Source organism: Schleiferilactobacillus harbinensis (assembly GCF_008694105.1).
Lineage (GTDB): Bacteria > Bacillota > Bacilli > Lactobacillales > Lactobacillaceae > Schleiferilactobacillus > Schleiferilactobacillus harbinensis.
This window is the reverse complement of record NZ_CP041364.1, coordinates 1,231,930-1,246,273: the sequence shown is the minus strand read 5'-3', so window position 1 is coordinate 1,246,273 and position 14,344 is coordinate 1,231,930. Positions and strand designations below refer to the sequence as shown.

Here is a 14,344-nt window from a genome sequence, read left to right as displayed (position 1 = left end):
ATACAATGTTGAGAATCGCAACAATTGGTACGAGTATGATTACCAACGAATTTATTGCCGCTGTGAAAGAAAATCCCCAAACCGAAGTCGGCGCCATTTATTCGCGGAATGCGGATCGCGGGGCAGCGTTTGCGACGACCAATGGCCTGCCCAACGTGCCGGTTTATGATGATTTGGATACGCTGCTGGCCGATCCAACCATTGATTTAGTCTACATTGCTTCCCCTAACAACCTGCATTTTGATCAAACCAAAGCGGTGCTCTTGGCTGGTAAACACGTGATCACAGAAAAGCCGGCCTTTACCAACCCGGACCAGTTCGCTGTGATCGCCCGCTTATTGAATGCCCGCAATCACCAGTATTATTTTGAAGCAGCGCGGCATATTCATACGCCGAACTTCATTAAAATGCAGCATGCGCTGGCCGGACACACCGTGACCGGTGCGCTGCTCAGCTACGCGAAGTATTCCAGCCGCTATGATCAGGTCCTGGCCGGTGAAGAACCCAATATATTCAGTCCCCGCTTTGCTGGCGGCGCTCTCCAAGATTTAGGGGTGTATTTGGTCTACGCTGCAATTGCCTTGTTCGGCAAACCGCTGGCGGCCCATTATGAACCGCACATGCTGACCACTGGTGTCGATGGCGGCGGGGTGGGCACCTTGACCTATCCCAACTTCACCGTTGTGCTGCGTCCGGATAAGACTGTCCAAAGCCGAGTGCCGTCAGAGATCTATTTAGGCAAAGATACGGTATGGACCGACAATATTGCGGAATTGCAACAATTACGTTACTACCACGGCAGCGGGGAGCAGTTTGACGATCTTGCCACGACTCAGCCGGCCAATGGGATGAGCAGTGAATTAGCCCGATTCGTCGATATTATCCAGCAAAATGATCGGGCCGCCTTCGCGGAACTATTCCAGTTGTCTGCCCGGGTAAACGAAATCTTGTATGCACTGCGCCAGGATGCGGGCCTGCACTTTCCGGTCACGGTGGAGGCGGCAGCTGATGACGAATGAAGAAAAAGCGGCCCAACTGTGGCAGCAGACGGGCTTTGCCCAGCAGACGGTGATCCAGACCGCGGTGGCCGCACCGTTGCTGGCCGGTCAGTCCGTCGCTGGCGTGGCGCCGACTGGTTCCGGGAAGACTCTGGCCTATGGGATCCCGACACTGAGCCGGCTCACACCGGGGGCTGGGTTGCAGTTGGTGATCATTGTGCCCGCCCAGGAGCTGGCGATCCAGATTCGAGATGTGTTGACGCCTTTGGCTAAAACACTAGGCCTTGGGTTCCAAGGCTTGATTGGCAGTGCCAACCGGGAGCGGCAAATCAAACGTCTGCGCGAAAAGCCCGAAGCGGTGGTCGCCACCGTTGGCCGCTTCATCGATTTGCTGGAAGAGGGCAAACTGCGGCTGGATACCGTCAAAACCCTGATCGTCGATGAGTTCGATTCGTTTGAACCGGATGCGTTGGCGGATATTCTCAGCATTCGCCGGGGCGGTCTGCCGCAAACGGCGAATCTGGGTTTGTTCTCGGCTACTGACAGTCAGGCAATTTTAGGCGAATTCAAGGCAGCGTGGCCAGAGTTGACCTTAGTCGACGAAACCAAGACGGACAAGAGCCGAGGGCCGGTCAAACATTTACTGCTGGATCGGCAGATGACCGGCAAAATTCAAGTGTTGGAGCGCTTAGCCCGGGAAAAGCACCAGCGGATCTTTGTCTTTTTCAACCATAAGCACGTCCTGCAAAAAGTGGCTAGTCAGCTGCGCTACCAGCATGTGCCGGCCAGTATGCTGATCACCGATGGCCGGCAAGTCCAGCGGGCTGAAGCCTTGCAGGACTTCCGCAGCGGTAAAGTACCATTACTGCTGACCACCGATGTGGCCGCCCGGGGGTTGGATGTGGCTGATGTGACGGCAGTGGTCAATTTTGAGCTGCCGGATACCTTGACGACCTACATTCACCGCACTGGCCGTACCGGCCGGCAGGGGGCCCCAGGGACGATTTATAACCTGGGAAATGACCATGATCTGCGGGATCTGCGCCATTTGGTGGGGGACCGCATTGCCCTAGAAACTGAACCTGGGGAAACTAAGCCGACGGCAAAGCATCAGCCGGCAAATTCCGCAACAACCAGTGAGCCCCCCGCACCCTCTGCGCGCAAACCGCGAAAGAAGGCGCTCACCAGTGCTGAAGAGGAGGAAGCCAGTGCCAAAAAGCGGAAGAAGCGCAAGGAACGCTGGCGGAACAAAAAGAACGTGGGCAAGCACTGGTAATTGTTATTTTAAAAATAACAGCCCCCGGCTTCTCCAAAATCCCGGTCTGAACGCGTTTGCAGAGATGCAGACGCGTTTTTTACCGATAATTATGAATTCGTTTCCAAAAGGGCCCAAATAACTGTTATTATTGTTGCTGGACGTTTTTTCAATGTGTTATGCTAAAAACGTGGGAAACAGCATAGCACCAAAAATCATTTAAGAAAGCAGGTGGACACATTGGCAGATGAAGATAACGACAACATGGAAGCTGTCATGGGTCTTATTATTAACGGCGGCAACGCCAAGAGCAGCGCCATGGAGGCCATTATGGCTGCAAAGAAGAACGACTTTGAAACGGCGGATCAGAAGCTGAAGGATGCGGATAACGCGCTGACGGATGCACACAACGCCCAAACGGGGATGCTGACGCAGGAAGCGCAAGGCAACCACGTCAAGGTCACACTTTTGATGGTCCATGCCCAAGACCACATCATGAATGCCATTACTTTCCGGGACTTAGCCGGGGAAATCGTTGATTTGTACAAACGGTTAGCTAAGGAAGGCAAGTAAACACCGACCACCTGTGCCGGTCACCGGGCGGTGGCCGGCCTTGCTGTCCTCGGAACCGGGGTGAGGGCAGGTGGGTGAAAAATCGAGAGGAGAAACTTCATGAACGGATTAATACGCTGGTTGGAGAAGTACATCGTGCCAGTGGCGACCAAGATCGGCTCAATTCGCTGGCTGGTTGCTCTGCGGGATGCTTTTATCGCCACAATGCCGGCCACCATGGCCGGCTCCATCGCATTAATTTTAAACACGTTTGTGCGGGATATTCCGACACAAATGGGTTGGACCAAATTTGCTGAGTCCATGCAATGGCTGATCGGGATCAACGGCCAAGTTTGGACCGGTACCATCGCCGTGATCGGCTTGATCTTTGCGGCCACCTTCGGCTATCATATGGCCAAGCAGTACAACGTTGAGCCGCTGTCCGGCGGGATCGTGACCCTGGGTGCCTTCCTGATGGCCTTGACCCAAGCAGCTAATGTGACGACGGCATTACCGCGCGCCATCACGGGCGCGGCGGCTAAGACTTTGACGGAAGCCGGCGCGACGCTGACCACCGTTAAGGATGCCGCTACCGGCAAAATGGTGCATCATTTAGGCACCAGCGGCTGGGGTTTCTTCAATTTCAACGGCCAATTCGGTTCCCAAGGGCTGTTCACCGCCATGATCATTGGCGGCGTTGCCATTGCCATCTACATCTTCCTGATGAAGAAGAACATCACCATCAAGATGCCCGACGGTGTGCCGCCCGCGGTCACGCAAGCCTTCGCCGCGATCATTCCGGCGTCCGCGGCGTTCTATGTCGTCGGTATCTTCACTTGGGGCTTCACCAAGCTGACTAACCAAGCTTTCGTGGATTGGGTGGCCAAAGTGATTCAAGAACCGTTGCTGCATGCGTCTCAGGGGTATGGGATGGTTCTGCTGCTGACGGTTCTAGTCCAGATCTTTTGGTTCTTTGGAATCCACGGGACCAACGTGTTGGGCCCAATCCTGGATGCCATTTGGCTGACTGCCCAGTATCAGAACATCAATACCGCAGCGGCTAATCCAGGCGCTAAACTGCCGTTCCTTTGGACCCGGACATCCTTTGACCTGTATGCTTGGATGGGCGGTGCCGGCAGTACACTGATTCTTCTTATTGCGATTTTCATTTTCTCCAAACGGCCGGATGAACGCGCGGTGGCGAACTTGGCCATTGCCCCGGGGATCTTCAACATTAATGAACCGGTTATGTTCGGTCTGCCCATCGTGCTGAATGCCATCTACTTCATTCCGTTCGTGTTGGCCCCAACCGTCATGGTCTCCATCGCCTACTTCGCGGTGACCCACGGGTTGGTCGCCCCGATCAAGAACCAAGTGGTGTGGAATATTCCGCCGTTCTTCAACTCGTTCCTGGCCACGGCCGATTGGCGTGCGCCGGTATTGCAACTGATTAACTTCGCCGTGGGCTTCCTGATTTGGGCACCATTTGTTATCGCGTCCAATCGGATCAAGCCAGACGAGATTTCGTAAAGGAGTAATCAATTAATGATTTTCTTGAATGCACCGATCCAACAGGATAAGATTATTGCCTTGCTGGATGATCAAACTGTGAATGGGGTCCACTACAAGCTCACCAGTCACAATGGTATGAAACTGGTCTTCCAGACGGATGCTGACGACTTAGAGGCGGCGGCAGCCAATGCGAAGAAGGCAATCAAGGCCCAGCAGTGGGGCAGCGTGCTGTTCTTCCAGGCAGGCGTCGAGAAGTAATGCGCAAGCGCAGTCTGTTCGTCATGAGCTTGGGCTTGTTGATGATGGTGTTTAGTCCCTTCTACGGGAGTGCCACCCATCTCAATTATTGGTGGCTGGGCGGCGGGGCCTTCGTGCTCCTGATTGGGATCTATGACGCTGTCATGGGTTATCGCTTAGCCGCCAAGGGAAAGGAGCATTCGCAGAAACATGGAGATTAAACAAACACTGAATGTGCCGGCGAAGTATCTCTGGCACAAAATCATCGAGTCCGTTTTGTATGATGCCCGGCGACAGACTGGGAAACCGCTTCAGGAGACCCAATTGTCCGGTCTGAAGTACACTAAAACGTTCGCCAATCACCAGCAGGCCACGTTGCAGATCCTGACCCTGGAACCGAACCAGGAGTATGCTTACACGACCACCACGTCCCGTAATGCGTACACGGTACGCTACGCGCTCACAGCGGTGGATGCAGAGCACACAACTCTGGTCTATACTGAAAAGATCGATTCCAAGGGCGGTCTGCAACGGGCCAACGATATCTTGACCAGTTTCCTGCTGGGTTGGGGCCGTAAGCGCAACTTCAAGAAGATGCTGGCGAAAATGACCGAAGAGTACCATCAAGACGGTCAGGCCGCCAGCTGATCACACTTTACAACCTGCGTGTCGTTCTATATCATAGACTGAGTATGTGCTCTTAGCTCAGTCGGATAGAGCGGCGGTCTCCTAAACCGCAGGTCGAGAGTTCGAATCCCTCAGGGCACATTGAGATCAGGCCACCCGCGTTGGGTGGTCTTTTTTGTTGCCAACGGAACAGAGTGTTTTCTGCAAATTATCTGGCAGGCTGCACGATGTGACAGGAAATGGCCGTTGTTTGGGTTCTTTGAAAATGAAAACCAGTGTGTGATCATGGCTTTGATTGACTGATATTTCAATATTCTGCGGTTTCTTTTGTAATTATGTTATAGAAACAATAAGATATTACGTTGACGATTGATTTCCCACTATGGCAAGATATGGTTATCAACACAAACCATAGGAGGAACTCCAATGAAAAAGATCAAAATCGGCGATAATATCCACTGCCCGGCGACCGGCAACATGGAATGGCCTTTCACTGCGAAGGTGCTGAAACGGTACGAAAACAGCTATCTGGTGGCGATTATTGCCTTTGATCCCCGGGACCGCTGGAACGTTCAGGAATTGGTGGGCAAAACAGTGATTGCCAAGAAGGCCTGCAAGCGGTTAGAATATGATGCGGGCGCGCCTAAACAATATCTGTCGACAGGGTATTGAACTCCCCTGGAAAACATGATATAACATTGTCTTGTTGTCATTGTTAATGAAATCATAAAGCAGGTACCTAAGCATTGGGTGACTGCGGCTATTCGTACATAGGTCGAGAGATCGGCTAAGTGCTCTGGCTCGCCAGAGCGATGTTTCTTACAATTCTACTCGGGTGCCTTGCACCCATTAAGGGGGATCATCGTGATGTTGTTTGCTGGTCGCGTCCAAGATTACCAGGTAACGGGTTTGTTCCGTGATGGTGAGGGGCGTTCTGTCTGCGAAGAGCGGATTTGTCACAACATGTCCAAGAAGGAAGCCAAGATGGATATGCAGATGTACATTCTGCGAGCTTATTCGAATTCAATCGACCTGGATTGGCCGATCAAAATCAATTGCTCGCCAGTGACGAAAAGTCGCGTCGCGGAGTACTAAGCAAGTTTCCCGCTACCGCCAATCCGTTGCGCGGTGTTAGAATATAAATGCAGCGAAAAGGGGGTTGTTTAGCGAGATGGCCACAGTCGATGAAGTAGCCGTAGGCGATAAAGTGACTGTTCGAAAGAGTGCTGACGTACCAATGAGTTTCAAAGGGACCGTCATGAAGGTGTACACCAACTCAGCATTGGTGAGCATCGACTCTTATCAGGAAACGGATCAAAATATCGTTAGTGATTTGAAGGATAAGACGATTATCAACTTCAAGCACATTCGGGTCACCAAAGCGGCGGCTAAAGCCGCCAAGAAGCCAGCGGCAAAAGAGTCCGATGCCGCAGCAAAGAAGAACAGCAAGTAAGTTGAAAACATTTCTGAGCCGGATTTAAAATTGAAGTGCAACACCGATTGAGTTAGACCAATCGACCGGGTTGATTTAACAAAATAGGCCATGAAGACCTATCCTTGAAGCGACTAAACTACCAAGAAAGGTGACCTTCATGACCCACAATCAGTCTAACAGTCTCGGCTCGTACACTCAACTCACAGAGGGCGAGCGCGGAATAATTGATGCGCTTTGGCACTCCCATGAATATTCCATTCGCGATATTGCACACATCATCCATCATTCCCCTAGTACGGTAAGCCGTGAGCTTAAGCGCGGCCGAGTCCAGCAACGGGATTCGAATTATCATTACTACAAGGATTACTTCTTTGATGCTGCCCAACGACAACACGAAGAACGACAGACCCATTCCCACGCCAAGAGCATGTTGGAGAAGTGTACCTACTTCTTTAACTGGCTGACCGCTCAGATCAAGAAGCATGCGTATCGTGAACAAAGTATTGATGGGTACGTGCATCAGTTCCAGCAACTCTGGCCTAATCGTTCGTGTCCCTCAACGCCGACCGTGTATCGCTACATTGATGCCGGACTGTTGTCAGTGACCAACATGGATCTGCCTGAGAAGTTGCGGCGTCGCGAGAAAAGGCCAGGCCGTAGTCATGCGCGTAAGAATAAACGCATCGCTGGAACGTCCATCGACAAGCGGCCCAAACAAATCAATAACCGCTGGTTTGTTGGTGACTGGGAAGGCGACCTGGTGAAGGGGAAGCGTTCTGCCGACCAACCAGCATTACTCACCCTGACAGAACGTGTCACACGTTATGAGCTGATCTACAAGATCCCAAACTATCACGCCCGGACTTGCTTAGAGGCCATGCAATACGTTCTGAACACACATGATCCTTATCTATTCCACTCCATCACCTTCGACAACGGTTCTGAGTTCGCCCTCTTGGACCAACTCAGAGGAACAAAGATCTACTACTGCCATCCCTATACACCCAGTGAACGTGGCAGTAACGAGAATGCCAACGGCTTGATTCGAGAATTCATTCCAAAGGGTCAATCACTATGGGAAGTCTCTAAGGAGAAGATTCGTAAGATCCAAGATGTCTTAAACCACCGGTTAAGGAAGTGCCTTGGATACCGCAGCGCAATCGCGGCGCTCCAGGCCTCCCCCCTGGGCCTGGAGGAATCCCTGCCCACTACCTAAACCAATTCACATGGATGAGTCTTCACTGTTGCACTTAATTTGACAATTCGGGAAAACATTTCTGATCCGCTGATCAGAAATGAGGCCTTGACCTAGCGGCAGCGCCGCGGGTCAAGGCTTTTCTATTTTCCGAAAACGCGCTACACTAATTGTCATGGGGTGAAAAACACATGACAGTTTTTTTTCATAGTTTATCCGGTGTGATCGTTATTTTGGCCATGATCGTTCTGGCTTGGGCCTTGACTCGCAAGGGCTGGTTTAATGATGATTATGCCAAAGTAACTGCTCGGCTGGTCACGCAGGTGGCGCTGCCGGCGTATATGATCGTGACGATTTCCGGTCAATTTCATAAGCAGGAATTGCTGAATCTGCTCCCGGATTTGCGTTTCCCACTCATTTCCATGTTTATTTTGTTTGGCTTAAGCTTTCCGCTGGCTCACGTCTTTCGCGTGCAACCCCAGCACCATGGGCTGTGGCGGTCAATGTTTTTCAACTCCAACACGGTATTCATTGGATTGCCGATCAATATGGCGTTGTTCGGCAGCCGCTCGCTGCCAGAGGTGCTGGTGTACTACATGGCCAACACGTTTCTCTTCTGGACACTGGGCGTGTACTTGATCAAACGGGACGGCCTGGGCGGTGATGCCCACTTCTCCTTATGGGGCGCGCTGAAGAAGCTTTTCTCCCCGCCACTCTTAGGGTTCATTATTGGGGTCATTCTGGTGCTGCTGGAGTGGCATTTACCCCAATGGCTGATGAGCGACTTGAATTATGTTGGCGGGTTGACGATTCCATTGTCCATGTTCTTTATTGGCATGGCGTTGGGCCACTTCCACTTGTCCCAATTCCGCTTTACGTGGGATATGGTGGGCATCTTGGCCGGCCGCTTCATCTTTGCGCCGGCGCTGATGTTTGCGCTCTTGTGGCCAGTGAATGCACCGCTGCTGCTGAAGCAGGTGTTCGTTTTGCAATCGGCGATGCCGGTGATGACTAATGCCCCGGTGGTAGCGAAGCTCTATGGCGCAGATTCTGATTATGCTGCACTGATGGTGACGATGAGCACGCTGCTCAGTATGATCGTCATTCCGGTCTTAATGGTAATTGTTCAGCTGATGCACTGATTCCGAAATGGAGAGGAAGAAAACAATGGTCAAGTTAGTCCTGCTGCGCCATGGTCAAAGTGTGGCCAATCAACAGAACACGTATACGGGGTGGACCGATGTACCTTTGACTGCTAAGGGGCGGCGTCAAGCCGCCGAAGCAGGGAACAAATTGGCGGCATTGCATATTCCGTACACGGACGTGCACACTTCCATCCTGCAACGGGCCATTGTGACGGCTGATATTGTTATGGAAGAGATCGACCAGCTCTGGCTGCCCCTGCACAAGTCCTGGCGGCTCAATGAGCGCCATTATGGGGCTCTCCGAGGGATGAACAAGGATTACTCCCGGGAGCTGTTCGGCAAGGTCCAGGTGGCCAAATGGCGGCGGGGATACACGGATATTCCGCCGTTATTGACCAAGACCGAGAGCGACCGCCGTTATGCCCAGCTGCCAGCGAGTATCTTGACTCGCGGCGAGTCATTGGCGATGGCCTGGCAGCGAGTGGCGCCTTACTATGAAGACCAAGTCGTACCGCACTTGCGCCGGGGAGAAAACCAGCTCATCGTCGCCCATGGCAGCACGCTGCGGGCACTGATCAAGTATTTGGATCATATTAGTGACGCTGACGTCGACAAGGTTGAAGTGGGTAATGGCGTGCCAATCGTCTATACGCTGGATGATCAGCTGCATGTCGTGACGAAAAAAATGCTTTAATGTTTAATCGGACTGGGTTGCAGCCAGTCTTTTTTTAGTTGACTTGAAAGGGATTCCAAATGTGTCTGCTAACCAGTATACTGAAGCTATTAGAATGGAGGAGATAGCCATGATGTATACAGATATTTTATTTTTTATCAGCCTATTCGGCGGATTGATTCTGGCGGTTGCGGCGATTTTGGCTGTTATCCTGCTGCTGGTCTGGGTCTACCGTATTCTGGCTACCCTGAAGGATATTCGGCGTTTGCTGGCCGCGTCCCAGACCGATCAGCTCGCTGAACACCGCCAGGAATAGGGGAGTATACGCAAAAAAACACGTGCAGTAAGCTGGTTGGGGCGGTGCCCCGTCAAGTGGACAGCTCAAATATTAAAAGGTCGTTCTCGTGTTGTTCCCCAATTAGGGGCGAATTAGTTACTGATTTTGGCAGTCCGCAGGGGCTGCCATTTTTGATCCAAGAACTTTCCTAATCAAATGGTCCTTCTGGAATAGTTGGATACCGATTTAGTGCCATCTCATACGTTCCCATAGAGATGCGCTTGGCCTTGGCTATCACATTTTCTGTGTAGATTTGGAACCTTGTGCGGGTCGGCGTTACAACAAATACAAGGTCGACAATCGAATCGCTTTCTTCGTCGTAAAGAAGTGAATGATCGTAGACCTGGAAAACATCACCCGCGTCGAAAATAATCTCTTCTCGCGGTTCATCACGATAAATATCAAAACCAGTAATTTGGTCCCAGGCCTGGTAAAATTGTCCTTCTCGAATCATGGTTCTCCTCCTTATGCGTCCCTCAATACACGATCAAGCCGCTGTCTTAACGGCATGATTCCGGTATTCCACGGGGGTCATGCCATCGAGTGTTTCTTGGCGCCGATTGCAGTTGTACCACAACGCGTATTCTTCAATGAGCCGCATCATTTCTTCGTATGTGTTGGCGTGGAAGAAGGCAAAATACTCAGCCTTCGCATGACTCCAGAGACTCTCCATCGGGCCGTTGTCGCCAGGCGTTCCTGGCCGTGACATGCTATGAATGACGCCGGACCCGGCTAATTCCGTGTTGTAAAGCCGGGAAGTGTAACTGGAGCCCTGATCACTGTGCAGAAGCTTAGGCAGTACTTCTTCGGCTTCTACTGCCGCCCTGAACGTGTCGGTGACCAGCGTGGCAGTCTCAGTCGGTTCAACCTCCCAGGCTACGATACTATGGTCGTAGAGGTCCTTGATCGCGCTCAGACGCAAGCGGCACTCTGAATTGAAACCGTACGTCAACTCGCTGCAGTCCGTGACCCAAACCTCGTTTGGCCGGGTAGGATGAAAGGCATGACTGCCGTCTTGGTTAAGCAATTTATTGCCAAGAATGAATTCTTTCTTCTCCGCTACTCGATCATGCTTCTTCTGACGAATCGAACACTGGATACCGTTATCCCGCATCAATCGCCGGACCCGTTTAGGGTTCACGTGATGTTGCGTTTCCCGATTGATAATCATCGTTAATCGGCGCACGCCATAAATATAATGGTTGTCCGCTTCCTGTTCCTTGATAAGACGGACCAGCTCGTCGTTTACGATGTCTTGCTTCGTCGGTTTCCGGCGCAACCACTTGTAGTAAGCAGAGCGTGGAATATCGAATATTTGGCAACACACCGATACCGAGTGGTATCGCTTGGTGACCTGGTTTACTTCTTGGGTGAGTTCGTGAATGGCAATATATTGGTGCTGTCGGTGTCGTTGCCGGCACTCCTTCTCTCTACATCCTGCAATTTTTTTAATAGTGCGATTTTCGTCTCCAGATAATCAATCCGAGCCTTGCTCTCCTTGTTCTCGAGTTTTAAACGTTCATTCTCATCAAGGATACTTTCAGGCTTACGCTGGCCGCGACGATCAGTGAGACCCTCCTCGCCGCTCTCGCGGAACTTCTTTACCCATGAATAAACTTGGCCATACGAAACACCAAAGTGCTTAATGGCCCCTTGGTAGTCCATGTCATGTGCAATGGTCCACTGTGCAATTTCAATTCTCTCAACGTAAGTCGTTTTCCTGCCCTTGGTCATGAGTGCACTCCCTCTAGTGGTCTGTAGTAGTTGACCACTATTATACAGAGAAACCCATTGGTAAACGACTGCTGGATTGGAGATGTCGTACTTAGCACACAGCTTATAGTAGGACGTCCCACCCGCTAGGTATTCCTGAACAATCTGAAACTTGAGCTCGCTGGAATACGTCGTGCGCTTACGCTGTTGGCGTCGCGGTGCTCGTTCCTTAGGGACGAGTCCGGCTGCTCCCCATTGTTTATACTTCTGTACCCATTGACTCAATGCTTCCTTGCGCGGCCCTCCGGATCGCTGAACATCCATGAGTGACTGGCCAGACAGTACTCGATTAACGAACTCAATCTTGTCTTCCAAAGAGTAACGGATTCCCTTCCGCCGCATAAAAAAACTCCCTTCTGGGAGAACAGACCTTTGATTATTTGGTCTGTCCACCCTGAAGGGAGTGTACCCGGTTAGCCCGCCGCTCGTGTTTTTGTGTACCGGTTAATTCTCAGTTTCGTTATCCTCGATCTCATCGGAAGGCGCCGGTTTATGCCGCCGGCTTAGTTTCAACATCGAGTAGGAGATCTTCCCCAGAATCAACGGGACGTGCTCAGTCACGACGTCTGCGTACTCTAACCCGAACCAGCTCGCCGGGGTCACAGTGATTCGCTGAATCGCTAGACGGGCTTGGATGATCATCCGCTCCCAGTTCGGGATCTGGGTTTCCGGCGACATATCTTCCTGGATCAAAACGAAGGAGAAGTCACCCACGTTTCGATCCGGGATCGTCGTGTAGCGTTGCGGCTGGCGGGGCAGTTCTCCCCGGGCCATCATCTCATTGATGATTTGCCGCAGGAAGACGTTGACCCGTTGGGACATGCGGAAGCCTAAATACAGCTGCACGTTGACCATGAAGTCGGTCCCATACGTATCGGTCGTATATTCCGTGGTGTACGGTTCGTCGGTGACGTTCACCGTCACAAACCAGTAAACTTGCGCCCGTTTGGGCCGTTTATCCAGGATTGAGTAAAGAATATCCTTATTGACTCGATTGCCATCCTGCACCTTGGTCATGTACACCAGATTGGTGGTGAAGGAGGGGAAATTGTTGTCGTCCCGCAGACTGGCCAATTGGTTCTTATAGGCCAAAAGCGAAACGGTGTCTGACCGGAACGTATCCTGGTTCTTGATCTGATCGCCCCAGTACCAGATGAACATGATCGCCAGGAGAATGGCCGCGATCAGTGCGGTTACATACCCGCCATGGGCGAACTTCACAGCGCTGGAGATGAAGAAGATCACTTCGATACTGCCAAAGAATAAAAGCATCAATCCGGCCAGCCCCGCGTTGACCTTCCGGCTGCGCAGCCAAGTGAAAAGCAGGATCGTGGTCATCAGCATGGTGATCGTGATTGCTAGACCATAAGCCGCTTCCATGTGAGCCGATGTTTGGAAGTAGAAAACGATGGCAATACACACCGCCCACAGAGCCCAGTTGACGACTGGGATGTACAGCTGCCCCTTTTGGTTGGTCGGGTACGTGATATTCAACCGGGGCATGATCTTCAGCTTAATGGCCTCTGATACCAGCGTGTAACTACCGGAAATTAACGCCTGGGAGGCGATGATTGCGGCCATCGTGGCAATGAGAATACCGAAGAGCCGCAAGGAATCCGGCATCATTTCAAAGAAAGGGTTGAAGTCCGCCATTTTCTGGAAGACCTCCGACTGGTTGTGCTGATCGATCCAGACGGCCTGCCCCATGTAGTTCAAGACCAAGCAGAGATTGACGTAAGGCCAGGAGCCGTACACATTGCGCCGGCCGACATGGCCCATATCGGAGTACAAAGCTTCCGCCCCAGTGGTCGCCAGGAAGATACTGCCCAGGATGAAGATCCCGTTTTTGTTTTCCGGCGACACCAGCAGGTGAATCGCGTAGTAGGGATTTAAGGCCCGCAGAATGCTCAGGTCCTGCAAGGTGGCCAGCAGCCCCAGAACACCAATAAAGGTAAACCAGACGAACATGATCGGCCCGAAGGCTTTCCCAATCATCTGCGTCCCGAAACGTTGAATAATGAACAGGACGGACAAGATGATGATCGTAGTCAAAATGACCTGCCGCTGGTTGGAAATCCAGACCGTCGGACCGACGGCGATACCTTTGAGCCCTTCAATCGCGGTGGTCACGGTCACTGCTGGCGTCAGCATCCCATCAGCCAGCAGGGTGGCGCCGCCAACCATCGCCGGAATGATCAGCCACTTGGCCCGCCGGCGGACCAGCGTGTAGAGGGCGAAGATCCCGCCTTCACCATTGTTATCTGCACGCAAAGCAATGAGCACGTACTTCACGGTGGTGATCAAAAACAGGGTCCAGAAGACCAGCGACACACTGCCTACCACGAAGTCATCGGAGACATGCATGATGCCCCCGTTGCCTTCGATGATGGACTTCATGACATACAGCGGGGACGTCCCAATATCGCCGTAGACGACCCCTAAGGTGACCAGAAGCCCAGCCACGGATAGTCGGGTCAGGGACTTCTTATCTTTGACGCCGGCCAATTGTTTATTCACGATTGCACACCCCAATACTTTTTAAAGTTTCATTGAAGTCATTCTAACATAGCCAGCCAGTGGACAACAGTATTGAAAAAGGCGTCCT

General features: G+C 51.9%; 18 protein-coding genes and 1 tRNA gene. 15 read left to right on the top strand and 4 right to left on the bottom strand.

The window, feature by feature from the left end; all coding sequences use genetic code 11:
• Positions 1 to 5 precede the first annotated feature (5 nt).
• The 15 genes from FMM01_RS06435 to FMM01_RS06365 all read left to right on the top strand — a co-directional run bounded on the left by FMM01_RS06435 (position 6) and on the right by FMM01_RS06365 (position 9,945).
• A complete protein-coding gene (locus FMM01_RS06435) occupies positions 6 to 1,019 on the top strand; it encodes a Gfo/Idh/MocA family protein (RefSeq protein WP_190973472.1) in 1,014 nt (337 codons plus the stop codon).
• Positions 1,009 to 2,274 carry a DEAD/DEAH box helicase gene (locus tag FMM01_RS06430; protein WP_190973471.1) on the top strand — a complete coding sequence of 422 codons (1,266 nt, stop codon included), beginning with the start codon at positions 1,009 to 1,011 and terminating at the stop codon, positions 2,272 to 2,274. Before FMM01_RS06435 ends, FMM01_RS06430 begins: the two co-directional genes overlap by 11 nt.
• A gap of 243 nt (positions 2,275 to 2,517) precedes the next feature.
• On the top strand, positions 2,518 to 2,826 hold the full coding sequence (locus FMM01_RS06425; protein ID WP_063515804.1) for a PTS lactose/cellobiose transporter subunit IIA: 309 nt from the start codon (positions 2,518 to 2,520) through the stop codon (positions 2,824 to 2,826).
• Between the two features lie 99 nt (positions 2,827 to 2,925).
• Complete coding sequence (locus tag FMM01_RS06420; RefSeq protein ID WP_146994429.1) at positions 2,926 to 4,335, top strand: PTS sugar transporter subunit IIC; 1,410 nt, start codon at positions 2,926 to 2,928, stop codon at positions 4,333 to 4,335.
• Positions 4,336 to 4,350: 15 nt separating this feature from the next.
• Complete coding sequence (locus FMM01_RS06415; RefSeq protein WP_027828920.1) at positions 4,351 to 4,575, top strand: hypothetical protein; 225 nt, start codon at positions 4,351 to 4,353, stop codon at positions 4,573 to 4,575.
• Complete coding sequence (locus FMM01_RS06410) at positions 4,575 to 4,775, top strand: hypothetical protein (RefSeq protein WP_063515796.1); 201 nt, start codon at positions 4,575 to 4,577, stop codon at positions 4,773 to 4,775. Before FMM01_RS06415 ends, FMM01_RS06410 begins: the two co-directional genes overlap by 1 nt.
• A complete protein-coding gene (locus FMM01_RS06405; protein ID WP_150391954.1) occupies positions 4,765 to 5,202 on the top strand; it encodes a DUF3284 domain-containing protein in 438 nt (145 codons plus the stop codon). The genes FMM01_RS06410 and FMM01_RS06405 overlap by 11 nt, the downstream gene beginning before the upstream one ends.
• Positions 5,203 to 5,248: 46 nt before the next feature.
• Positions 5,249 to 5,322 (top strand) — tRNA-Arg (locus FMM01_RS06400).
• Between the two features lie 285 nt (positions 5,323 to 5,607).
• Complete coding sequence (locus FMM01_RS06395; protein ID WP_150391953.1) at positions 5,608 to 5,853, top strand: hypothetical protein; 246 nt, start codon at positions 5,608 to 5,610, stop codon at positions 5,851 to 5,853.
• 195 nt (positions 5,854 to 6,048) lie between these two features.
• Entirely contained in the window at positions 6,049 to 6,276 is a 228-nt protein-coding gene (locus tag FMM01_RS06390; protein WP_150391952.1) for a hypothetical protein, read from the top strand.
• A gap of 76 nt (positions 6,277 to 6,352) precedes the next feature.
• Positions 6,353 to 6,634 carry a DUF2187 domain-containing protein gene (locus FMM01_RS06385; RefSeq protein ID WP_146994431.1) on the top strand — a complete coding sequence of 94 codons (282 nt, stop codon included), beginning with the start codon at positions 6,353 to 6,355 and terminating at the stop codon, positions 6,632 to 6,634.
• A gap of 139 nt (positions 6,635 to 6,773) precedes the next feature.
• Complete coding sequence (locus FMM01_RS06380; RefSeq protein WP_056989697.1) at positions 6,774 to 7,832, top strand: IS30 family transposase; 1,059 nt, start codon at positions 6,774 to 6,776, stop codon at positions 7,830 to 7,832.
• Positions 7,833 to 8,002: 170 nt separating this feature from the next.
• Positions 8,003 to 8,953: an AEC family transporter gene (locus FMM01_RS06375; RefSeq protein ID WP_150391951.1), complete on the top strand. Its 951-nt coding sequence runs from the start codon at positions 8,003 to 8,005 to the stop codon at positions 8,951 to 8,953.
• 25 nt (positions 8,954 to 8,978) lie between these two features.
• Positions 8,979 to 9,650: a 2,3-bisphosphoglycerate-dependent phosphoglycerate mutase gene (locus tag FMM01_RS06370; protein ID WP_150391950.1), complete on the top strand. Its 672-nt coding sequence runs from the start codon at positions 8,979 to 8,981 to the stop codon at positions 9,648 to 9,650.
• A 109-nt stretch (positions 9,651 to 9,759) separates the two neighbouring features.
• Positions 9,760 to 9,945, top strand: coding sequence for a hypothetical protein (locus FMM01_RS06365; RefSeq protein WP_146994434.1), 186 nt, complete (start codon positions 9,760 to 9,762; stop codon positions 9,943 to 9,945).
• Positions 9,946 to 10,114: 169 nt separating this feature from the next.
• On the opposite strand, the gene FMM01_RS06360 is transcribed toward FMM01_RS06365, so the two are convergent.
• The 4 genes from FMM01_RS06360 to FMM01_RS06345 all read right to left on the bottom strand — a co-directional run bounded on the left by FMM01_RS06360 (position 10,115) and on the right by FMM01_RS06345 (position 14,256).
• Positions 10,115 to 10,420, bottom strand: a complete 306-nt coding sequence (locus tag FMM01_RS06360) for a hypothetical protein (protein ID WP_056990078.1) — start codon at positions 10,418 to 10,420, stop codon at positions 10,115 to 10,117.
• A 33-nt stretch (positions 10,421 to 10,453) separates the two neighbouring features.
• Positions 10,454 to 11,293 (bottom strand): IS3 family transposase, encoded by an 840-nt coding sequence (locus FMM01_RS06355; protein ID WP_063516983.1) that lies wholly within the window; start codon positions 11,291 to 11,293, stop codon positions 10,454 to 10,456.
• A gap of 32 nt (positions 11,294 to 11,325) precedes the next feature.
• Complete coding sequence (locus FMM01_RS06350) at positions 11,326 to 12,081, bottom strand: helix-turn-helix domain-containing protein (RefSeq protein ID WP_150391623.1); 756 nt, start codon at positions 12,079 to 12,081, stop codon at positions 11,326 to 11,328.
• A 102-nt stretch (positions 12,082 to 12,183) separates the two neighbouring features.
• Positions 12,184 to 14,256, bottom strand: a complete 2,073-nt coding sequence (locus FMM01_RS06345) for a KUP/HAK/KT family potassium transporter (protein WP_371859372.1) — start codon at positions 14,254 to 14,256, stop codon at positions 12,184 to 12,186.
• Between the last annotated feature and the right edge of the window lie 88 nt (positions 14,257 to 14,344).